The organism is Melittangium boletus DSM 14713 (genome assembly GCF_002305855.1).
Lineage (GTDB): Bacteria > Myxococcota > Myxococcia > Myxococcales > Myxococcaceae > Cystobacter > Cystobacter boletus.
Map to the genome: position 1 here is coordinate 9,705,536 of NZ_CP022163.1, position 22,621 is coordinate 9,728,156.

17 protein-coding genes are annotated in these 22,621 nt (G+C 64.4%); 9 read left to right on the forward strand and 8 right to left on the reverse strand.

The features are described from left to right. Window positions 1-15: 15 nt before the first annotated feature. Together MEBOL_RS40000 and MEBOL_RS43490 are read right to left on the reverse strand one after the other, a co-directional pair. Window positions 16-615: a TetR/AcrR family transcriptional regulator gene (locus MEBOL_RS40000; RefSeq protein WP_095982330.1), complete on the reverse strand. Its 600-nt coding sequence runs from the start codon at window positions 613-615 to the stop codon at window positions 16-18. 368 nt (window positions 616-983) lie between these two features. Further along, a complete protein-coding gene (locus MEBOL_RS43490) occupies window positions 984-1,796 on the reverse strand; it encodes a hypothetical protein (protein ID WP_245919286.1) in 813 nt (270 codons plus the stop codon). A 771-nt stretch (window positions 1,797-2,567) separates the two neighbouring features. On the opposite strand from MEBOL_RS43490, the gene MEBOL_RS40010 reads away from it, so the two are divergent. The 3 genes from MEBOL_RS40010 to MEBOL_RS40020 all read left to right on the forward strand — a co-directional run bounded on the left by MEBOL_RS40010 (window position 2,568) and on the right by MEBOL_RS40020 (window position 10,642). Continuing rightward, a complete protein-coding gene (locus tag MEBOL_RS40010; protein WP_095983305.1) occupies window positions 2,568-6,329 on the forward strand; it encodes a choice-of-anchor A family protein in 3,762 nt (1,253 codons plus the stop codon). Window positions 6,330-6,772: 443 nt separating this feature from the next. Beyond that, window positions 6,773-9,442, forward strand: coding sequence for a GH92 family glycosyl hydrolase (locus MEBOL_RS40015; protein ID WP_218920860.1), 2,670 nt, complete (start codon window positions 6,773-6,775; stop codon window positions 9,440-9,442). A gap of 69 nt (window positions 9,443-9,511) precedes the next feature. Continuing rightward, window positions 9,512-10,642, forward strand: coding sequence for an ABC transporter substrate-binding protein (locus MEBOL_RS40020; protein WP_095982331.1), 1,131 nt, complete (start codon window positions 9,512-9,514; stop codon window positions 10,640-10,642). A 59-nt stretch (window positions 10,643-10,701) separates the two neighbouring features. Here MEBOL_RS40020 and MEBOL_RS40025 read toward each other — a convergent pair whose 3' ends face one another. The 5 genes from MEBOL_RS40025 to MEBOL_RS40045 are packed head-to-tail and all read right to left on the reverse strand — an operon-like array spanning window position 10,702 to window position 15,870. After that, the gene (locus MEBOL_RS40025; RefSeq protein WP_245919290.1) at window positions 10,702-12,978 is read right to left on the reverse strand and encodes an ATP-binding protein; all 2,277 of its coding nucleotides are present in this window, start codon (window positions 12,976-12,978) and stop codon (window positions 10,702-10,704) included. Between the two features lie 13 nt (window positions 12,979-12,991). Then, window positions 12,992-14,170: a hypothetical protein gene (locus MEBOL_RS40030; RefSeq protein WP_095982333.1), complete on the reverse strand. Its 1,179-nt coding sequence runs from the start codon at window positions 14,168-14,170 to the stop codon at window positions 12,992-12,994. A gap of 2 nt (window positions 14,171-14,172) precedes the next feature. Next, a complete protein-coding gene (locus MEBOL_RS40035) occupies window positions 14,173-14,904 on the reverse strand; it encodes an ImmA/IrrE family metallo-endopeptidase (RefSeq protein ID WP_095982334.1) in 732 nt (243 codons plus the stop codon). After that, complete coding sequence (locus MEBOL_RS40040) at window positions 14,901-15,272, reverse strand: hypothetical protein (protein WP_095982335.1); 372 nt, start codon at window positions 15,270-15,272, stop codon at window positions 14,901-14,903. Before MEBOL_RS40040 ends, MEBOL_RS40035 begins: the two co-directional genes overlap by 4 nt. Beyond that, entirely contained in the window at window positions 15,259-15,870 is a 612-nt protein-coding gene (locus MEBOL_RS40045; protein WP_157823981.1) for an RNA polymerase sigma factor, read from the reverse strand. The genes MEBOL_RS40040 and MEBOL_RS40045 overlap by 14 nt, the downstream gene beginning before the upstream one ends. A 285-nt stretch (window positions 15,871-16,155) precedes the next feature. On the opposite strand from MEBOL_RS40045, the gene MEBOL_RS40050 reads away from it, so the two are divergent. From MEBOL_RS40050 to MEBOL_RS40070, 5 genes are all read left to right on the forward strand, one after another. After that, a complete protein-coding gene (locus tag MEBOL_RS40050; protein ID WP_095982337.1) occupies window positions 16,156-16,962 on the forward strand; it encodes a GNAT family N-acyltransferase in 807 nt (268 codons plus the stop codon). Window positions 16,963-17,052: 90 nt separating this feature from the next. Beyond that, window positions 17,053-17,751, forward strand: coding sequence for an iron-containing redox enzyme family protein (locus MEBOL_RS40055; RefSeq protein ID WP_425437592.1), 699 nt, complete (start codon window positions 17,053-17,055; stop codon window positions 17,749-17,751). A gap of 146 nt (window positions 17,752-17,897) precedes the next feature. Next, window positions 17,898-18,167 (forward strand): DUF3892 domain-containing protein, encoded by a 270-nt coding sequence (locus MEBOL_RS40060; RefSeq protein WP_095982338.1) that lies wholly within the window; start codon window positions 17,898-17,900, stop codon window positions 18,165-18,167. Window positions 18,168-18,299: 132 nt separating this feature from the next. Beyond that, window positions 18,300-19,922 carry a SitA5 family polymorphic toxin gene (sitA5, locus tag MEBOL_RS40065; RefSeq protein ID WP_095982339.1) on the forward strand — a complete coding sequence of 541 codons (1,623 nt, stop codon included), beginning with the start codon at window positions 18,300-18,302 and terminating at the stop codon, window positions 19,920-19,922. A gap of 14 nt (window positions 19,923-19,936) precedes the next feature. Then, window positions 19,937-20,569, forward strand: coding sequence for a hypothetical protein (locus tag MEBOL_RS40070; protein WP_095983308.1), 633 nt, complete (start codon window positions 19,937-19,939; stop codon window positions 20,567-20,569). A gap of 112 nt (window positions 20,570-20,681) precedes the next feature. On the opposite strand, the gene MEBOL_RS40075 is transcribed toward MEBOL_RS40070, so the two are convergent. After that, entirely contained in the window at window positions 20,682-21,755 is a 1,074-nt protein-coding gene (locus tag MEBOL_RS40075; protein ID WP_095982340.1) for a LuxR C-terminal-related transcriptional regulator, read from the reverse strand. Window positions 21,756-21,941: 186 nt separating this feature from the next. Here MEBOL_RS40075 and MEBOL_RS40080 point away from each other — a divergent pair, with 186 nt between their 5' ends. Beyond that, on the forward strand, window positions 21,942-22,583 hold the full coding sequence (locus MEBOL_RS40080) for a TetR/AcrR family transcriptional regulator (protein ID WP_170115689.1): 642 nt from the start codon (window positions 21,942-21,944) through the stop codon (window positions 22,581-22,583). Window positions 22,584-22,621 lie beyond the last annotated feature (38 nt).

Genomic DNA, 22,621 nt, shown 5'->3' on the forward strand with positions numbered 1-22,621 from the left:
GGGTTGGCTCGATGTTCAGCTCTTGCGGCGCGGCGCCGACCCAACGGGGGCCAGGCCGCGGATGAAGACGTCGAAGTAAGCGTCCAGGGCCGCTCGCCCGGGGGCGTCGAAGCCCTGCGTCAGTCCCTTGACGGCGAGTCCCGCGAGGGATTCCACGAGCCCCACGGCCACCTGGTGGGGGTCAGTGACGGCGAACACCCCTTGGGTGTTGCCCTCGAGGAGGAGGCGGGCCAGCAGAGCCTCCTCCATCCGCTGGTGCTCGGGCAACAGGCGCAGCGCGTGCGAGTGCATCTCCAAGAGCGTGTCCATCCGCAAGCGCTGGCCGTGCAGCTGGCGTGTGAGCTGCCCCAACTTGCAGTGGATGAAGGCACGCACCTGGGCGTCCGGGGCCTGGGCACCGCGTACAGCCGCCTCGAGCTCCGCGACGCGTTCCACGATGTCCCGCCGGAGGCACGCCTCGAACAGCGCCTCCTTGCTGTCGAAGTGCAGATAGAGGCTGCCCTTACCGACCCCCGCGAGGCGGGCGATGTCCTCCATGGCGGCCTTCTTGAAGCCGAAGCGGGTGAACACCTCGCCGGCGGCTTCGAGGATGGCGGAGCGGGCATCGGAACTCATGACCAGAATAGTATTCTGGTCATCGGGTCAGTGCAAGCCCTACTTCCCCGACCTGGCTGTCAAGTCCACCACTTTCAAGGTCCCGTGGCGGGTACTGTCATAGGCGGCAGGTGGGGAGCACACACGCTCGGCGCGAGGTGTGCTCGAGCCGAGCGCTGGCCAGGGAGCAAGGTCGCATGGACCGCCAAGGGGGATATTCGGAACGTCATCCCATCCTTCTAACGGCTGGTGGATGTCAAAAGCATCCAGCCGACCGCGGTGACAAGTATGCAATCCAGCAACAGCCACCAGGCAATCTGCCCGCCGGTTCAACCCACGCAATCAAGCAGGGTCCCCACGAAATGGGCGAGCAGTTCCAGCATGTCCCGTCAGATGCCGGCGGAGGCCAACTCAATCGCGCTTCGCCAGTTCAGCGCGGCGGTATTGACGCATGCCTTGTATTGCCGGTCCTTCGAAACACCGGTGACGTAAGTCACGATCGATAGCGCGCTCTCGGCCACGTAGAGCCATCCCGGAACCCAACCCGCCGGTTTTGGCACCAGGCTGAAAGCCACTGAGCACTCCATGATTTCGTGGGTCACGATTCCCAGGATGTCGCCCACCTCGGCATTCATATCCCACCTGGCGGCCAGCGACCCGTTCCAGATCGAAGCAGCTACCTTTCGCAGTTCCACCTGGTTGCCGGGGCTCGGGGCCGCCGCGGTGCCCCGCGGCGGGTTGGCAAGTGCCCTGGCCGCCGGGTTCGCCTTCAGGATGACGTCCACAGGCGGGCCGAAGCGCCGTGCCCATACTTCGATGGCGGGATGAATCCGACCGCCTAGATCACCGAAGTAGATGACCTTGCCGCGCTCCGCGTCGAAGTACGCGGCATAGGTCCGGCCGTCGACATAGTGAACAAATGCCGCTGCATGTTGCCCGGGATCGCCAACCCGCCAACCGTCCAGGAAGATGCCGCCGTCCTTCAGGAGAACGGGGTTTGCGGTGGCCGTGAAGTTTTCGCCGAACGCGTCGTGGTGGTCATCCAGAAGTTGACGCACGTCCTGTTTGGCGCCCGCACTACCAAGGGTGTCTGTCAACAATCGTGTCTGGCCCGAAGGGGTGTCCGCAGCCCAGCAGGGCGCCATGAACACGTAGACAATCAAAGCGCAGACGGCGTTTAGAGCAAGCTTTCGGACTCGCATCTCATTCTCCTCCGTGTGAACTGAGCGGGACGTATGCCACGTTTGGCCCAAGCCGACCCGATGCTTCGGCGGCGCTGGGCGGTGGCACCGCAAACAAAGCGAATGACGATCACCAGGTCAAGCCATGGGCGTCCGGTTCCGTCGTAGACGGTGTGGTGGCTGACGCTTCATTCCTTGTTCGCGCGCTCACCCATGAAGCGATATGAGAAATATCGCATTCGCCGTCTCGCCATGCCTTGGTTCGAGTTTCGCACTTTCTTGCGAGGTACTGCACACGCGGGAGTTGCTCCCGTCGGAGCGAGTTGACCAGTTCATCAACGTATCCGCCCCGAAGCAGTGCTGCAGGTGTCATGGGAAGTTGGAAGGCGGGCAGCGGAGAGTGCTCCGGCACCAGATGGTGGAGACACCATCGCTCAAGCCAGTGGAGCGCATACAATACAAAGGTGCGGCTGCTCCGGCGGGCCAAGGTGTGCGCTGACAAGAAGACGGCCGGCTCCGCGGCGCGGATTCTCAGGCTCGAAGGCAGCCATGTGGACATTCCTTCACGTGGAGGGCCTGGAGCCAACCAACAATTTCGCCGAGAGGCTCATCCGCCCTCCCATTCACGACCAGCGCTCAGGCTACACTTCCGGCCTGAGCCGGTGAACGGTTACGATATTAACTTGCTCCTCCTCTCAGCGGTCTACATACGCGCACCGGCGGTTTTCGTATACATTCGAGCTGTCCGGCCATGCCCGTGACGCGCGTTGGATCAGCAGGGGGGGGATGCACATGACATCGCAAAGACCGAGTCTCGCTGCCTCGTCTACCTTTTTCATTATCGCTACCAGCTTGCTCCTATGGGGTTGCACCGCTGACCCGGACGAGCGGAACAACTCGCTTCCCGCGAAACCCACGCTCGGTCATATCGAGGCGCCGCTGGTGGCTAATGGTAGCTTCGAGAATGGCGACCTGAGCGGCTGGGCTGTGGGGACGCACATGAATCACAGCGGTTTGCGCCGCCTCCCACCGGACAGCTTTTCCGATCTGAATCTCAGTTCTGGAGGATTGAATCTGACCTCCGTGGAGGGGGGCGTGCCGGAAACGCAAATTCCGGCGGGCCTGAGCGCGAGTTCGTCTCTTCGCTATCCGAAATATGGCCAGTGGTCCGCGCTCATCAATAGATTCGGCAACAACGACAACACCAACAGCCTGAGTCAGTCCTTCAGCATCACCAACGCGGACGTCGATCCGGCGGATGGAAAGGTACACCTGCGCTTCGCGCTTGCGCCGGTTTTCGAGGATCCAGGGCATTCGGCCAGTCAACAGCCCTATTTCTACGTCGCGGTCCACAATGCCTCGCGGAACAAGCAGCTGTTCGCGAAGTTCGCGTACTCGAACCAGCCCGGCGTACCTTGGCAGAAGGATGCGTCGACCGGCGTGCTCTACACCGATTGGCAGATCTTCGATCTTGCCCCCTCGGCCGCGGACCTCGACATCGGGGATCAGGTTGAGCTCACCGTTGTCGCCGCCGGTTGTTCGCAGGGGGGCCATTACGGCCACGTTTATGTGGACAGTTTCGGTGCCTTCCTTCCTGGTCTGTCGATTGCCGCAAGTGCCCCCTTCCAGGCGAATGCTGGCAGCAACCTGACCTATACCTACCTGGTGAAGAACTCTGGCATGGACACGGCCACCAACGTCATCGTCGATCAGCCTCTTCCGGCGAAAACCACCTTCGTTGGGCTCAACGCGCCGGGCGCGACTTGCACCACTCCCGCGGTTGGTGCGACGGGCACGGTTTCCTGCAACCTGGGCACGGTCAATCCCACAGCGGATACGTCTTTCCAGTTGATCGTGAAGATTGACTCTGGAGCCACGGGGACCGTGAGCAACGGCAGTTACACCGTTCGCGCCGAAAATATTTCACCGCTCATTGGGCCACTGGTCGAGACGGCCATCACCCAGGGCGTGATGTTCGCGGACTTGGTGCTCACGAAGAGTGATGGTGTCGCCGCAGTCGTCTGGGGCCAGACCGTGCAGTACATCATCGAAGTCACGAATCAGGGCCCCTCGGCGGTGATCGACGCGCGCGTGCTCGACACCCTGCCGGCACAGCTCACTTCCGCCTCCTGGACCTGCACTTCGTCTAACGGTGGCTCTTGCGCCACGCCCACAGGCACGGGTCATATCGATGCGAAGGTTAACCTGCCAGTCAATACCAAGGCCGTCTTCACCTTGAGCGCGAACGTCGTCAGCGGCTCCGGAAGTGGCCGCCTGTCCAATCTGGCTTCTGTCACCGCACCCTCCGACGTGGTTGATAACGACACCACCAATAACCAGGGAGTCGACACCGATTCGATCGGGAGCCTTCACCTAGTCACCGTGAACAAGGCCCCTGCCTCCAGTGGAACGGGCAGAGTCGTCACCAGCCCTGCGGCCATTGACTGCGACGCGGCCTGCGCCAGCGCGAGCGCGCAGTTCATGGATGGCTCCCTGGTGAGTGTTACCGCGACCGCAGCCCCTGGCAACACGTTCGTCGGCTGGACGGGCGCTTGCACCGGCACCGCCAACCCGTGCAACTTCACTGTCACCGAGGACACGGTCCTCATCGCGGAATTCTCCTCGCCGAAAGCACCCGCTGGAGGAGCCTGTTCGAGCGCCAATGATTGTCTCAGCAGATCTTGCGTGGATGGTGTTTGCTGTAACACCACCTGCACGGAGCAGTGCATGGCCTGCAACCTCCCGGGCCTGATCGGTACGTGCTCACCCGTTACCGGTGCGCCGGTGGGTGGCCGCCCCGCATGTGCGTCCGACGGGTCCGTCTGTGGTGGCAACTGCAACGGCACGAGTGCCAGCTGCTCCTATCCTGCCGCGAGCACTGTATGCCGCCAGGCGAGCTGCTCGGGAAGCGTCGAAACCCACGCGGCGTTTTGCGACGGCAGTGGTTCTTGCCCGGGGGCCACGATCGTCACCTGTGCTCCGTTCGTATGCGGAGCGAACGCCTGCCTCACTCAGTGCACGACCTTCGCCGATTGCTCGACCGGCAACTACTGCAGTGCACAGGGCCAGTGCCTCGACGACGTTGAGCGCCCCGTGCTGCTGTTGCCAGCCCCCCTCGTACTCGAGGGAACCAGTCCGGCGGGTGCCGTGGCGCATTTCGCCGCGACGGCCACCGACGCGGTCGCTGGCGCGGTTCCGGTGACCTGCTCGCCAGTTTCTGGCTCCATGTTCGCTCTGGGCACGACCTTGGTCACCTGCGGCGCACAGGATGGTCATGGCAATGTGGCGAGTGGATCCTTCACCGTCACGGTCGTGGATACCACGCCTCCGCGTCTGCTGATTCTGGGTTCCTCCAACGAGACACTCGAGTGCGGCGCCCCCTATCTGGAGCAGGGAGCTACCGCCTCGGACATCTGCAGCGGGGATTTGAGCGCCGCCATTGTCACCACCGGCGGGGTAGACAACTCGACCGTTGGTTCATACACCGTCCATTATGAAGTCGCGGACGGGGTGGGTCTCACGGCCTCCAGTGACCGCGTGGTGACCGTCAAGGATACCCTGGCCCCGGTCATCCACATGAATCCCGGGCCCTCTGTCCTCGCGTGCTCCGGCACGGCCTACCAGGACCCAGGCGCCACGGCCGTAGACGCCTGCTCTGGTGACTTGAGTTCGAACATCGTCGTCTCCAGCAACCTCGATCAGTCTCGCGCGGGTCAGTACTCGGTCTCCTACACCGTGACGGACTCCGCTGGGCACTCGAGTACCGCGGTTCGCCACCTCACGGTCGGTCCCTGCTGCTTGAATATCCGGTTGAGCGATTACAACCTGTTCTTGCTCGAAGACTACACCGGGGGACAGGATGTCTTGGGCAAGGTGGCGGCTGGTGGCGACATCACCTTGACGGATTTCTCGGTGGGTACGGGACTGCCGGATAGCGGTATTTCCGACACGTTGGTCGCCGGTGGCAATCTGTCCCTCTCGCGCGGCGGTGTTTGGGGTCACGCCCGGTACGGGAGCGGCTACAGCGCCGACCGGACCGTGGTCTACCCACGAGGCCTCCCGGCCCAGGGCACACCTATCAACTTCGCGGCCCGGTTCGCAGCGCTGCGGAACCTATCCTCGAAGCTCAACAGTATGCCGGCCAATGGCCGCACGACGCGTGAGGTGTGGGGCGGCATCATGTTGAGCAGCACGGATTCGTCCTTGAACGTCTTTGACGTGAGCGCCAGCGCGTTCAGCGGCGCCGTGCTGTTGAACATCAACGCGCCGGCCAACTCACTGGTCGTACTCAACATCCGCGGCGCCTCGGCTACCCTTTCCAGGTTCGGCATCACATTCAGCGGCGGCATCGATCACCATGGCGTGCTCTTCAACTTCGTGGACGCCACCCGCATTGATGCCAGTGGTATCGGAATCCTCGGCACGGTGCTGGCACCCAATGCTCGTATCACTTTCAACGACGGCTCATGGGATGGCGGCATCTATGCCGTGTCACTGACGGGGAATGCCGAGGGTCACATCAACCCGCTAACCGACCGCGATATCTGCCCATGATGAAAGCGGTGAAGGGGTTCCTCCTTGAGGTGGCCCCTTCACCTCCATAGAGGCACCACTTTCAAGACATAACCATTCCATGGAGCGCCCGCCGCTGGACGCTCTTGGAGTCGTCTGGTCTCTTGGGTGCCTCGGTTCTTCCCTGCTCAGGAGAGATTCTCTCTCTTGAGCACACGCGCTGTCGCCACGTCTGCTTGTCTCGCCGTGCTGCCTCGGACCTACCTCCACCCAGGTGGGCTTTCACCTCCCCACCTGCCCCCTATGACAGCACCCGCCACAGGAGCTTGAAAGTGGCGGTTGTCAGGCCTTACGGGTTTACCAAGGGAATCAGGCATATTCGTGTTATGCGGGGCTCGTGAACCCGACAGTCACACGAAAGGCGGTACCCGGTGTTTCAACGTCACCCGAGACAGTCCCCCCCGCTGTTGCTCCGCGGATTGAAGATGTTGAGCGTGCTCGGCCTCGGTCCCCTCTGGGCGGGGGACGCGGCCGCGCTTCCCTCGGACTACGTGAACACCCTTCGAGGGAGCAATTCCGGCGGCGGCTACTCCCGGGGAAACACCTTCCCGGCGACAGCCGTCCCCTTCGGCTTCAATTTCTGGACGCCGATGACCGATGCGAACTCGACGAGCTGGATCTACGACTACACCCGAAGCTCGATCCAGGCCTTCACCATCAGCCACATGCCGAGCCCCTGGATGGGCGACCGGCAGACGTTCCAGGTGATGCCCCAGACGGGCGCGGTGATCGTGGATCGCGCGAGCCGTGGCGCCGCCTTCAGCCACGCCAATGAGATCGCCCGGGCGCATTACTACAGCGTGAGGTTCAACAACGGCCTCCAGACGGAGATCGCTCCCACGGACCACGGCGCCTCCTGGCGGTTCACGTTTCCGAGCACCAGTTCCTACGTGCTGTTCGACACCGTCAATGGTCTGAATGGCTCGCTCACCATCGATGAGGCCAATGGTGTCGTCTCCGGTTACACCGATCACTCGACGGGCTGGGGCCCCGCGCCCCGTATGTATTTCTACGCGAAGTTCAGCAAGGCGATCGCCGAGTCCCAGAAAGTGACCGGCCAGCGCGCCGTGACGTCCTGGGTCCGCTTCAACACCTCGGCTGGCGAGAAGGTGACGATGTCGATCGCCACCTCCTTCCTCAGCGTGGCCCAGGCCCAGTCCAACCTGGCGCAGGAGATCGGCACCAAGAGCTTCGACACCGTCAAGCAACAGGCGCAGGACGCCTGGAACGCGCTGCTGGGCAAGATCGAGGTGGAGGGCGCCTCGGAGGATCAGAAGACCATCCTCTACTCCAACCTGTACCGGACGTTCCTGTACCCCAACTCCGCCTGGGAGAACGTGAACGGCACGCCGAGCTACGCCTCGCCCTACGCGAGCGGCAGCCCCGTGAAGACAGGCAAGGTGTACGTCAACAACGGCTTCTGGGACACCTACCGCACGACCTGGCCCCTGTACTCCCTGCTCATTCCCACCAAGACCGGCGAGTTGCTCGATGGGTTCGTGAATGGCTACAAGGACGGAGGTTGGGTCACCCGCTGGTCCGCCCCGGGGTACGCCAACATCATGGTCGGGACCAACTCGGATGTGATCTTCGCCGATTCCTACCTCAAGGGCGTGCGCAACTTCGACGTCTCCGCGGCGTATGACTCCATGCTGCGCAACGCGGCGACCTACAGCAGCGATCCCGCCCGAGGCCGCAAGGGAATGGATCGGTCCATCTTCCTCGGGTACACGCCGCAGGATCGCGTGGGAGAGTCGACGTCCTGGTCCCTGGAGGGCTACCTCAATGACTTCGGCATCGCCCAGTTGGCCCAGGAGCTGGGAAAGTCCGAGGACGCGCAGTACTTCCGCAACCGTGCCTTGAACTACGTCCACCTCTTCTCGCCCTCGGTGGGGTTCTTCCGCGGCAAGAACGTGAATGGCTCCTGGCGGACCTCGGACGCGGACTTCAAGGCGAACCGCTGGGGCTGTGAGTACACCGAGGGCAACGCCTGGCATTACAGCATGCTCGCGCCCCAGGACGGACAGGGGCTCGCCAACCTCTATTCGGGAAAGAGCGGGTTGGCCAACAAGCTCGATGCCCTGTTCTCGGCCGCCCGGGATTACGACGTGGGCTGCTACGGCGGCGTCATCCACGAGATGAAGGAAGCCTACGACGTGAACATGGGCCAGTACGGCCATTCCAACCAGCCCGTGCACCACACGCTGTACATGTACAGCTACGCGGGGACGCCGTGGCGGATTCAGCAGCGCGTGCGGGACGTCTTGAACACCCAATACCAGTCCGGTCTCGGCACGGGCCATGGCTACCTGGGTGACGAGGACAACGGAGAGCTGTCGGCCTGGTACCTCTTCAGCGCCATGGGCTTCTACCCGGTGAGCATGGGCCGGCCGGAGTACGCCATCGGAGCCCCCTACTTCACCAAGATGACGGTCCACCTGGAGAATGGACGAGATCTCGTCATCAACGCCCCGAACGTCAGCGACACGAACCGGTACATCCAGGGCGTCGTCCTGAACGGGGAGAGCTATACCCGCAACTACCTGCTCCACTCGGCGATCGCGCAGGGCGGCACGCTGAACTTCACGATGGGCTCGTCCGCGACGAACTGGGGCTCGGGCGCCAGTGATCTGCCCGCCTCCCTCACGGCGGGCAACTCCGTCGCGCAACCGCTCGCCGATGTCGCCAAGGGGGGAACGGTCTCCGCCAGCGCGGACAACGCGGCGAGCGGCGAAGGCTCCGCACAGGGCTTCGACGACAACTCGTTGACGAAGTGGCTCGCCTTCCAATCCACGCCGTGGGTCCGCTACCAGCTCTCCGGTGGAGCGAAGACGGTGAAGATGTACACGTTGACGTCCGCCAATGATTTCCCCGGACGGGACCCGAGGAGCTGGACGCTCCAGGCCTCCAACGACGGGAGCAACTGGGTCACCCTGGATACCCGCACCGGGCAGGACTTCCCCTGGCGGTATCAGACTCGGGCATTCGCGCTCAACAACAACAACACGGCCTACAGCCAGTATCGTCTCCAGATCAACGAGACCCACGGTGACTCGATCACGCAGTTGGCGGAGATCGAATTGCTCGGTAAGTAGCACGTGCACGGGCCGGCCGCACCAGGCCGGCCCGTGGCGCTCCAAAAATCTTCCACCGAAGAGGGACGGATGAACCTGCATTCATCGACGTTTTCAATTCGCACCGCGGGAATGCTCGCCGCGCTGCTGCTCGTGGCCCCCGCCTGCAAGAAGGACAACCCGGAGGCCAAGGGCGGTACGGGACAGAGCGCGGGCGGAGCCACTTCGGGCGGGAAGATCGCCTTGATGCTGCCGGAGTCGAAGACCGCTCGCTATGAAACCCATGATCGCCCGCACTTCGAGCGCAAGGTGCGCGAGCTGTGTCCGGACTGCGAGGTGCTCTATAGCAACGCCGATCAGGATGCCTCCAAGCAGCAGAGCCAGGCCGAGGCGGCGCTGACCAATGGCGCCCGGGTGCTCGTGTTGGATCCCGTGGACTCGGCTTCCGCGGCCGCCATCGTCGCGCGTGCCCGGCAATCGAAGGTGGCGGTGCTCAGCTATGAGCGCCTCATCCTCAACGCGGACGTCGACTACTACATCTCCTTCGACAACGAGCAGGTGGGCCGGCTCCAGGGCCAGGCCCTGGTCGACAAGCTGAAGGCGGACGGCAAGGAGTCTGGCACCATCGTGATGCTTCACGGATCGCCCACCGACAACAATTCGAAGTACTACAAGTCGGGCTCGCACAGCGTGATCGATGGCAGCGGCTTGAAGGTGGGCGCCGAGTACGACACCCCGGACTGGAGCCCCGACAAGGCCCAGCAGGAAATGGAGCAGGCGATCACCCGGCTCGGCAAGGACAGCATCGCGGGCGTGTACTCGGCCAATGACGGAATGGCCAGCGGCGCCATCGCGGCCATGAAGGCGGCGGGCATCAACCCCCTGCCGCCCGTCACGGGCCAGGACGCGGAGCTGGCCGCCATCCAGCGCATCCTCACGGGCGAGCAGTACATGACCGTCTACAAGGCCATCAAGCTGGAGGGAGAGATCGCGGCCGAGGTCGCGGTGACGCTCCTGCGCGGGGGCCAGCCTCCGGCGGGCCGGGTGAACGGCAAGGTGAACAATGGCACCAAGGATGTGCCGTCCATCCTCCTTCCCGCGCAGATCGTGACCAAGGACAACGTGAAGAGCACCGTCATCGCGGATGGGTTCTGGACGGCCGCGCAGCTCTGCGAGGGCTCCTACGCGAGCGCCTGCGCGACGGCTCAGATCACGCCCTGAGGCTCCCTCCCCTCCGCGCCGATCCTGGGTCGGCGCGGAGACGGAGCGTCTGGACCCGCTCAATCCACGAGCAGACGCTTCACGGGAGCGGGATCCACCGCGACCATCAACGGCCGGGTGAAGTTGCTGAATGACACGAGCGCCTGGCCGGGCGCGAGCCGCGAGACGCGGTTCCACAAGCTCTCGTCGATGCTGCCCGCCGTCTTCTGCATCCGCGAGATGACGGAGCTGTCCGTGATCTTGTGGATGATGAAGTTGTTGAGCAGACCCAGCACCTCGTTGGGCAGGTGCTGCGGAAGCTGCGTGACGAAGACAAGCCCCAACCAGCGCTTGCGCCCCCGCTTCGCGATCTTCGCCACCTGCTCGAACAGCACCGGCATCTGGGAGATGCGGCTGGCGGACAGGAACTCGTGCGCCTCCTCGAGGACGATGAGCACCGGGGTGATGGACTTGCCCTGGGCGTTCGCCGCCTGGTAGCGCGCCTCCTGGGTCTCCTGCAGTCCCCGGAGGATGTCGGCGATGACGAGGTTGTTGAGCTGGGGCGAGTCCGTGTCCGACAAGTCGATCACCGACACCCGTCCAGGCTCGAGCATCGCGCCGTGATCCACGCCGGGCGCGGTGTCGACATCGAAGATCTTGAGGCGCCGCAGGTTCTGCAGCTTGCCCATCAAGGCCTTCCAGCTGATCTCGTTCTTGCTGCTCTGCGCCATCACCCGGCCCAACACCCGGCCGGGATTCCCGCGGAACTCACTCTTCAACTGAGGACCGCGTGGCGGGGCATCCCCGCCCTCCGAGTCCGCCCCCTCTTCCGACTCGGGATCCTCCTCCGCGGCGCCTCGCCGCCTCGATGGGGACTTCGACCGGCTCTTGCTCTCGCTCTTGCCCTCGTCACTGAGGGTGTAGAGGTACGTGTTCACGACGTCGAGGATGTGCTGGAGCGTCATCCGCGGATAGCCCGTGGAGAGCTCGTCCACGTCCAGCATCTGCTGATGCTCCTCCTCGTTCCGGGGGAAGATCTTGAAGTCCTCCAGGAGCAGCTTCGTGACGTCATAGGCCTTGTGGAAGCGCTCCTGCTGCGCCTCGGACATGCCGAGGATTTCCGAGATGGCGTAGGGCGACAGGCTCGAGAAGTTCAGCGAGAAGCGGTGCAGGTTCTTGTGCCTCGGGTTGCGGCTGTCCCGGCCCGTGAGGTGGTGGATGTGCAGGTCCTTCACGCCCTCGGCCTTCTGGCCCCTGCGCGCCAGGGCCGCGAGCATGGCCGCGTGGTCCGTGGGCTGATCCACGTGCGTGTACTCCCCTTCCACGTCGAAGACGATGGTCGCGATGCCCGCCGCCTGTGCATGGTGGATGAGGGTCGCCACGGTGGTGGATTTGCCTCCGCCCGTGGTTCCGATGATGCCGGTGTGACGCGGGAGGATGGACTTGTCCCGAGGATCCAGGCGGGCCTCCATCCGCTCATGACCCGCCACCATCCCGATGCACATGCTCCCCTTGAGCCCCAGCACCCGCGCGCTCTCCTGCTCATCCAAGACGAAGACGGGGCTCTTGGGGCGAGGCCGGAGTTTGGGGGCCGAGAGAGCGCCGCCCACCTCCTCCCCCAGGATCTCGATGTCGGCGCGCCCGTGGTAATCGAAGGTGTAGGACATCTTCTTGCCCTGCACGACCACGCCCACCGCCATCGTGGAGTTGGCGGCGATGGCATCCGGCTCGGAGAAGGGACCCCGGACGACCACGCCCAGATAGGAGCGCTTGTCCTCCCGGGACTTCACCCGCACGAGCGTCTGCGAGGCCAGTTGGTGCATGTCCTTCCGCGTCGTCAGCACGGTGATGAGGTTGTCCTCGCTCGCCGAGGTGTCGAAGTGGGTGAAGCCCACGGCCTTCTCGAGCTCCGGATCCAGGTCCAGGGAGGAGGCCTTCGCCAGGGTCTCGAGTTCCTTGAACTCCCCCAGCGCCTTCTCGGGCAGGGGGCTGAGGACGTCGTTCCGGGGCGAGGCTGGAGCAGCGGGTGCCTTCGCCTGCGGCGGCGGAGCGGCGGGTGGCCTGGCCGGTGGCGGGGTGTTGGACGGCGGCGGAGCCTTGGCCTGCACTGGAGGGACAGGCCGGGCGGGAGGTGTTGCCGGGGGTCCAGCCGGCTTCGGGGCGCCAGCGACGGGCCCGCCCGGGGGTTTGGGTGCGCCCGGCGGTCTTGGCCCCGGCACCGCCACCGGCACCGTCCGCACGGGCCCGCCCGACGGAGGCGTCACGGCACCTGGTGCGGAAGGCCCTCGGACGGCCATGGGCGCGGTCCTCGGGTCCGAACCGGGAGAGGCCTGGTAGGTCTTGTCATCATCGGCCATGGGTCATGTCTCCTCAGGGACGCCGCTTGCGCTCGCTGGCGTAGTGGAACTTCGCGCCCGCTTGGGCGTAGGCATCGTTCACCATGCCCAGGAAGCCTTCGGATCCGAAGGCTCCCCGGCAGGCCACATCCGCGACATCCAGGAGCATGGGGAAGCCCCGCTCGGAGCGGAGGATGCTGTCGGCCATCGCCACATGCGCCGCGACGTGGACGTGCTCCCGGTGTGCATAGAAGAGATACGGAGGCGAGTGGTCCGACGCGCGGAAGATGCCTCGCAGCACGTTCGGGCAGTACTCCCTCACGAACTTGAGTGCCCTCTTCCGGTCATCGTCGTCGAGATTCCACTTCTCGACGAGGTACGCGCTGTCCTCTTCGAGCGTGTCGATGATGGCGTACTCCCCGCCGTACAACGCATTGCCGAAGGTCAGGAAGCCGCGGTCCTCCAATGAGTTGGGGACGAAGACGAACTTCTGTTGATCCCGGATGAGGCGCTTGAGCAGTTCGAGCGACGCGGTCAACAGGCTCGAATAGCCGGAACCCGACAGCAGCTCACGCGAACAGGGATTTCCATAGCCCATGCGCCAATCGGCGTTCGACCGGTCCAGCAGGAGGGCCAGCTCCGCGTGGGCCCGGATGTTCCGGCGCGCCAGCTTGGACAGGGTGTCCTCCTCTTCCAGGTCGCGCGCCCGGCGTTGCTCGAAGATCTCCCTCACCAGCTTGCGCGCATCCGTCTGGGTCGACATCTCCTTGCGAAAGAGGCGCTGGGAGAAAACCCCCGTGTTCCCGCCATAGCTGACGATGGCGACCCCAATCTGCGTGATCGCGATGGGCAGGCTGTCATGGGAAACGGCCACGCTGTTCACGGCTTCGACTCGCCCTGGGAAGAGCAGACCCTCGTGAATGGTGGCCAACCGCTCGGGACTGGCTGGGTAGACACCCGCGCTCGGGGGCGCATCGCGCGGGAGCCGCAGGCGGGGGAAGAATTCCTTCCGGATGAAGTCCCGGAGGACATCCTCATCTTCCACCGCCTTGCCAATCTGAGCCTTGAATCGCTTCAGGAGGGTCTTGGGATCGAATCCCAGGTCCCAACTCCTCAAGTCGAGCGTATCGGCGAGATCCTCGCCGAACGCCTTCCGATAATCATCGTCCCGGATGAAACCATCATCCCCATCCGGTGGAATCCCCTCCGACATGCTTATTCCTCCTCCTCCTCATTGAAATACTTCTTGATGGAAAAGGGCCGGTGTTCTGGCCCGAGCAGGATCCGGGCATACGACTCGGCCTCTTCTGGGCGAAGGCCGAACCGGAACGCCATTTTCGCCACTCCCTCCTTCCGAGAGACTCCCTTCAACATCGGGAGGACCTGCTCCGCGGGTGCCAACAATTCAAAGGCCAGACGATCCGCGCGATGCTCCGCGGCATCCACCCTGCCCACGCAGATGGCCCCCGAGGAATCCCGATCCATGAGCTTGACCTGCACGAGGGGAATCCGCTTGAACATGGCGGACATACCCTCCTCGATATTGGGCTCGCGCTCCCCATCGAGCACCTCGCAGATGCGCTTGCCAAGGGCTCCCACGGCCTTCATCCGCGGCAATAGATGATCGAGGACGAAGTGGGCCACTTCATGCGCCAGGGTGAAGCGCTGCACAGCCGCGGTGTCCTGGCTGTCCCAGAAGATGAATCCGTGTTCCTTCTCCGCCACCATGCACCCGTGAATCGCACGGTCCTCCTGGGGGGCATTGACCTGGATGTCCCGTTGGGCCAACCAGTCGCGAATCTGGTGGGTGGTGAGTCCCGGAATCTTCACGAGGAAAACGGGGAGGTGGATTTCCACCTCCTCCGCCAAGTCACGAGGGAAACGCGTGCTGGGGGTAGCGCCCAGCTTGCTGGCCTTCACCGCGTCCTCCAGCCACCTGCGCCTCATGATTCGCGCTCGTCATCGTCGGAACGGTCTCGCGCCGCGAGCAATGTGGAGCCGCTTCGTGCCTCGCCCTCATCCCGCCGAGAGAAGGCGGCCAATGACTCCACGCGCCGGATGAGCCTCACGAGCGGAAGCGGCGCCAGATTGAAGCGGTCCGTGATGATGCGCAGATGCTCGGCGAAACGGTCCTCCTCGGGCCGGCGGCAGAGCGCGAGCCAATCGAGCGTCTCGAGCGAGCAGTCCAACTCCGCCGCGAGATCTTCCGGCGACTTGCCCTCGATCCGGTGAGCGGTCTCGAAGATGTAGCCGAGCGTCCACTTGTGCTCCGGGCTCTTACGGACCGCGGTCTTCAACCACTCAGGCTGGGTCATCGGGGTCCTCCTTTCCAAAACGTTCCAGTATCTTCATGAGTCGGTCCCGGTGCCGCTTCACTTCCTGCCGCATCCGCTCCAGGCACGACGTGTCCAGTCCCAACGCCCGCGCCAGCGTCTCGGTGGAACTCTCCCCGCTGAGGATCAGCCGGAGAGCGGCCACGTCTCGCTCGTCCTTCAAGAGCCCCTTCTCGATGAGCCGGTCCACGGCACGGGATGCCTCCACATAATTCTCCAAATCCTCCTTCGGAGACGGCTGCCAGAGTTCGACAACGCTCGCGAAGTTTTCCTCGCGCTGGGCTTCCGAGGCCCGCGAACGGAGCCGATCCCTCACCCGATACTTCGCCGCCTGGGTGAGGTAGGTCACCAAGCGGCCCTGCCGGGGATCGTACCGCTCGGGGGTCGTCGCATAGGCGAAGAGCACATCGATGAGGGCATCGTGGGCCGTCTCCTTGTCGCACTTCAGACCACTCGTCAGGAACCCCTCGATCCGCTCCGCGAAAGCGAGCAGGAGATCGACCAGGATCGCTGGATCCTTTTGAAGGGCCCGGTCATGCAGTTGCCGCTCATCCACCGGCGGAACTCTTCGTATGGACATCCTCATCCCCTCTCCTCGCCAGGTCGCGTTCAGACCTCGCGCGCTCCGTGTGTGTGTTGTCCGTTCCTTCGGAACCACACCGGAGAGTTCGACGCGGACGTCATCCGACCTGACGGGGAGGTTGATCGATGCCTGGATGGAAAGTCCATACCTCTTTGGTGGTAGTCCGCTCCAACCCGGCTTCATTGGGAAAATAAACACGGCGTGGCGAACTCCGCCTTTCCGCGGCGAATGAATCAGGGAAGACGCGGCGAGACGCCGTGCTTCGCCCCCCTGGAGAAACGCATGACGACCCTGTCCTGCCGCGTCGCCACCACCCTGCGGCACCTCGATGATGCGCTCAATGTCCGCTACGCCGTCTTCGGCTCCGAGCTGGGTCTGCTCGGAGGTTCAGCCCTCGCGGCTCCTCGGGAGGTGAATTGCTTCGACACGCTCGAAACCACCTCTCATGTCGTCGTCTACGCGGACGAGGTGCCCGTGGCCACCACCCGGCTGCTGTTGCCCAACCAGGAAGTGGCGCGCGCCACCGGCGGACGGTGGGGCCTCGCGCTGGAAGACAAGGTGGATCTGTCGAGCGTGGGCGGCACGGGCCTCCTGTTCGCCGAGAGCACCCGCCTCTGTATCCTCCATCCCTGGCGTCATTCCGAAGCGCTCCTGTGGTTGCTGGCCGGGCTCTACTGGGAGAGCCGTCGGCGCGGGGTGACTCACTGGATTGCCTCCGCGAACATGGAAACGGATTGCGGAGAGGACGCGCGGCTCATCCACCAGGTCGCGAAACACAAGGGTTGGTTGAGCCAACGATGGCACGTGCCGAACCATCCCTCGCCTCCCCCTCCGGAGACGCCCCTCGTGCCCCTCTACTCCGAATGGGAGCGGGCGGGGGCCCGGCGGGGCCAGCTCGACGGCCTGAGGATGCCGGGGGTGTTGTCCTTCTTCGCCCGGAAGATGGGCGCGCGCTTCATCTCCGAGCCCATCTACGATCCGGCCTTCCAGCGCTACTCCCTGCCGCTGGTCGCCGCCCTGAATGAGATTCCCGCCAGCACCCTGCGCCGGTTCGACGCCTTGAGCGTCCCGGCCGCTCGCGGCGCCTGAGTTGCCGTTCCTCCTCCTTCGCTTCGACCTCACCCCCCCTTCACTTCAACACCCCGGGACCGATTCACGGCCCCCGGACAGGAGACGTCCATGCACATGCAGACCGAAACCTCCCCCCTGACGACGGATTGGACCCAGGCCCTGGAACTCGAGGCGCGCACGTTGGTGGCGCAGTTGGATGCCCATCCCGACGCCCGGCGGCTCTTCGAAGGCACCATCGACACGACTGGCTACGCCCGCTACCTGATGCAGACGTACCACTACGTCCGCTGGAGCACGCCCCTGCTGATCGAATCGGGACAGCGGATGAAGCGCTCGGGCCGCCACCCCGCGCTGGGAGAGTTGCTCTTGCAGAAGGCCGCCGAGGAGCGGGGCCACGAGCGCTGGTTGCTCGCGGACCTGAAGAACCTGGGCTGGCCGGCCGGGCGGGTCGAGGGCTCGGGACGCAGCCCGGCGGTCAATGCCTACATCGCCTGGAACCGATACACGTCCATGAAGGGCGCTCCCACGGCGTTCCTCGGCACCGCCTACGTGCTGGAGTACCTGTCCGTGGCGCGCGCCAGCAAGGCGGTGGAACGGCTGCTGGCGGCCCGGCTCATCCCCAACATCCACAAGGCCGTCACGTTCCTGAGGGGCCACGGGAGCGCGGATGAGGGCCACGTGGCCGAGCTGACGGCGGTGCTGCGCTCGCTGACGGATCCCGAGGAACAGGCCGCGATGATCCTGTCCGCCCGCACCACGCGCGTCCTCTACACGGGGCTTTTCTCGTGTGATGAGCGGAGGTCGTGACGCGTACCCCATGAGGAGTACAGACGGCATCGCCCTCCCGACGCATGTTGCGCGTTGAGCACCGGCATCAATGGGTGCTCCCGGAACGAGCCCATATCCCCTGAGTGGGCTCGTTCCGGGAACGTCTGACGTTTCGAGGAACATTCATGGTCTACATCACCCACATTCGGCTGTCCGCGGGCGGAACCACGCTCAAGCACATCACTGATTTGTACTGGCACAATCCCCAGACCGGAGAGTCCGGTGCTAGCCCCCGCGCGAACATGGTGGATTGGATTGACAGGGGAGGAGATGCCCGGGTCAAGGATCAGCAGGGCGAGGTGAAGGTGGAGGTCGTGAGGGACCAGCCACCCTACTTGAGGACCGTGGCCAATGGCCGCACCACGGACAACCTGTTGTCGCTCCCCCGCTTCTAAACCTACTGCGTCAGGATGCTCACCTGCGGCACCCTCCAACCCTTGTTCAAGCCGGTCGCTTGACCAGCGCACCTTCATTTCCTGTAATTCCGGAGCGACGGCTTTCGGCCGCATCGCTGCCGGAGGTGCGTCGTGTCCAACCATCGTCCTAGCGCTCGTCCTACGAACGCGCGTCTGGGCCCCTGCTCTCGCGCCTGGGCCCTCATTGTCCTCCTCCAGTTCGCGTGTGCTACGGGCACCCCCCATGGCAGCCTCCTTACGAGGGAGCCCAGGCTCAAGTCCGCCACCGTGTACGAGGTGGACTTCATGGAGCCCGGTGCCGTCTCCACACGGCCGGTCCCCATCCCCAGGGCCGAGTTCCAGCAGGCCTTCCAGCGGCTCGCCCACGACGTGCGATTGGGCGCGAAGACGCCCCGGCAGGCCGCCCACGAGTTGCTGAACCTCATACCCACGCAGCCAGACGCCCCCACGGTGGCCGTGACGGGCTACTGGAAGTTGGAGCATCATCGCGGCGAGTCCCTCACCTGGATACCTGAGCGTCAAGAGGGCCCGGTTGCCCTCACGCCTCAGGCCGAAGAAGCCCTGAAAGAGAAGTACCTCAAGTGGTGTGAGCGGCAGGGTGGCGGCGACTGCCTGGGCCTGCTGGACGATGGGCCCTACCTGCGCGCGGATGACCGGCGGGCGTTCGCCCTGGCGCTGGCCTTCGGCTCGGTGCTCGACGAGACGCGCGACGCCCTCAAGCGCGAGTTGCTGGACGTGCAAGTGCTCGTCTCCATGGTCGTCTGGACGGTGGCCCTTTACTGCATGATGTGGGTAGTGCCCGAGCCGACAACCAAGGCCATTGCCGCTGGCATGACCCTCCTCCTGGCGGGCTACCTAGGCCTCCAGACGATGTACGGGCTGATGAACGGGTGGGCCCACATGGCCGACACAGCGCACCACGCCACCACCTTCGAGGAGCTGCGCGCGGCGGGTGCGGAATTCGGCAAGGTGCTGGGGGAGGACGCCGCCCGGGCCATGATTCTCGCCGTAACCGCCCTCAGCGGGCATACGATGGGGCAGGTGCTGCCGCGGGTGATGTCGCTTCCGCGCATCAACCTCGCGGGAGCGCAGTTCGAGGCGCAGGGCGGCGCCGCCGTCATGGGACGCTTGGAGGTGACGGAGGCCGCGCTCGCGGCGGAGGGGGCCCTGGCCAAGGCCGTAGCGGCGGCGGAAACGGTGGCCACCTCTCCGCAGGGCCCCATGGCCGTGGTGATGCTCAAGAAGGGGACGGGCAATGGGCCGGGACAGGCTCCAGGGGGCCGCTCCGCCGAAACCGTCATCCATCACCGGGGCGGCAACCGGCAGGTGGAGCTCAGCGACGGCCAGCGCTGGCACTTGCCACGCGGAAAGTCGGCCGCGGACATTCCCGCCGAGGACAAGGTGGGAGACATGCTCCAAGAAGCCATCACCCAGGCCGCGAACGAGTGGGGACCCCACAGACTCAGCCAGAACGAGCGAAGGGCCATCGACGATGCCAAAAAGGCGGGCGAGTATTGGCTCGCGCGACTGCTCGAGCGCGAGGCCCGGGGGCGATTCGTGCACGCCAAGGTAGAGGCACAATTCAAAGGCCGCCTTCGGTTCAACCACCGGGGCGTCGACGTGGTTGATCTGGAGAACAACCGCAAGTACGAGATTCTCTCCGGAACGGAGTCGAACCTGGCACGGCACGGCAGGCGCATGGCGGGCGAGTTCTTCCGGATGCTCACCTTCTGAAAGGGGCGATGGCCATGGACCGGTTCGGAAACGTCCTCTTCGAGAACAAGGATATTGAAAACGAGCGGCTGGAGTTGATGGATAGGGAGGCGCACTACTTCCTGGGCCCCAACCTGACAATGAAGAATTGCACCCTCGTGCTGAAGGTGTCCGCCCGGCGTCTGTTCTTCGATGGAGCGCGTTTCATCAACTGCACCTTCGAGGTGAAGCAAGAGCTGAAGAATCACCAGCAATGGCTGGCGGCGTCGCTGAAGGGCTGTCGGTTCAAGGGGCGGCTGTCGGGGTGCGACTTCGGGCACTGGCCCGAGTACATGAGCCTGCCGGGATTTCAGCACGGCTCCATCGAGGATTGTGACTTCACCGAGGCCCGCCTGGATGGCTGCCGCATCATGAGTTGTGACCCCTCCACCATTCGCTTTCCCAAGTGGCCCTGCTTCACCCTTCTGGACCCCATCAGGAGAGCCCCCGAGCTGCGCAGCGTCCAGTGGCCGGGCCGATTTGGCTCTGTTGTCGTAGACGAGCTTCACACGCAGCCGCCTCGAACCACGGCGCTGACCGAACACGCCCTCACCCTTGCGAAGCAGTTGGACACCCACCCGGAAGAACTCCTGGCGGTCATCGAGAAGTTCGACTGCATCGTCCGCTGACAGGGCTACACCCAGATCACACAACGCCTCGCACGACTTAAACCTCACACGCGCCCTCGCGCAGGGACGCGACAACGCCCGGATCCTCATTCACGGGCGCTGTCGCGTCGTGTCACTCCGGCTTCTTCAAGGCCTTGGCGATGAACTCGGCCCGGCCACTCGTCTCCGTCTTCCCGTAGATGCTGCGCAGGTGCTTCTTCACGGTGCCCACCTCACATCCCGCCAGCGCCGCGATTTCCTTGTCGGATTTGCCCTGGAGGAGGAGTTGAGCGATTTGCGTTTCCTTGGGCGTCAACTTCTTGAGCCAGGTCACGAGCATGGGGTGATGTGTCTCCTGGAATTTCAATTGCCAGTACGCGGGACCATCCGCCCGCGTAAAGGGAGTGAACGTCACCGTCAGGGTCTCTCCTGCTTCTTCGTTCTCGCGCACCCACGTTCCCGCGGCCGAGCGCTCCACCAACGAGGCACACGTCTCGAGCAACTCCCTCGGAATGCCTGACGGCGCGCACTCCTTGGGAGAAAACCACTTGCTCACCAGCGCGGAGACAGGCGCCGTCTCCTTGATGATTTCCGATGGTGGCGACAACACCAGGAGCGCCACGTTTTGCTCCCGGGCGAGCGATTCGAAAAGGCCGCCATGGAGCGCCCCCTCCAGGAACATCCGGCACTTCTGGATCGTGATCGCCAACAGCCGTGCGACATACTGAAGGAGACCCTGTTCGCGCTCCGAGAAGGGACGAGGCCGGGTCCGGTACGCGGTGAATCCCCCATGCCAGGTTTGTCCTGGAACGGTCAGCATGATGGACATGACTTGCTCGAGCGGCATGCCCATCTCGTGGCTGATCCGATACATGGAATTGCGCTCCAGATCCTCGCGCGAGATCATGTCTTCATCCCGCATGACCGTGTTCGGGTGGAGCGCGACCGCGTCCTGGACGAAATCACACCCGCCCCATTCCGGGGCCCGGTCGAAGAACGCCGGAAGCATCCGCGCCACCAACCAGTCGTATCCGCGCGCCGGACCGGGTCTGGATACGCACAACGCCATGCAATCCGCCGCGATCAAGCTGGCCAGGAACTCCTCCACGCACCGCACCAGCTCCGACAGGGTCTGGACGTGGATCAATCCTTCCATCAGCTTGCCGATGAGCAAGCGCTCCCGCGGGTACATGTCCTCCCAAGTCATCGGCGGCCCTCATCGTCCCAAGAGTGGGACTCCCACCCTCCATGTAAGGGGGCTGAACTTCCCTGTCTGTGCCCCCGAAGAGGTATGCCCCGACTTCACACATGGACCTACCAGAGGAGCAGGCGCCCATCACAAGTAAGTGAGCACTCACTTTCTTTTTGAAATCCGGGGACGCATACTTGCCCCATGTCCGATGCATCGACCCTCACCGTGGGCGAGCCCCGAGCCCGGAGGACCCAGCAGGAGCGCCGGGATGCCACCCGCCTCAAGCTGCTGGACGCCACGATCGAGTGTCTGGTGGAGCTGGGCTACGCGCGGCTCACCACCCTGGCGGTGGCCCAGCGCGCCGACGTGTCCCAGGGGGCCCTGTTCAAGCACTTCCCCACCAAGGCCGGCCTGCTCGGCGCCGCGGTCGAGCACCTGTTTCCCCGCCTGATCGACGAGTACCGCGCCGGGTTCGACGGCCTGCCCGCCGCCCCGGAGGAGCGCATCGCCGAGGCCATCGCGCGGCTCTGGCACATCTACCAGCGCCCGGAGTTGCTCGCCGCCATCGAGCTGTACGTCGCCGCGCGCACCGATCCCGAGCTGGCCGCGGCCCTGAGTGTCGTGGACCCGCCCCACCGCCGTCACCTGCACGCCGTGGCGCGTGAGCTCTTCCCCAACGTCGCCGCCACCCAGCCGGGCTTCGACGCCCTCATCGAGCTCATCCTCAACGCCGTGCAGGGCGCCGCCGTCGGTGGCGCCGCCCTCCCCTCCAATCCAGATCACCCCCGGATGCTCGCCCTCCTCACCCAGTTCGCGCGCCGCGCCTTCTCCTCTTCTCCCTAGGGAGTGCTCCCATGGCCCATGCTCCGCCCATCGATCTC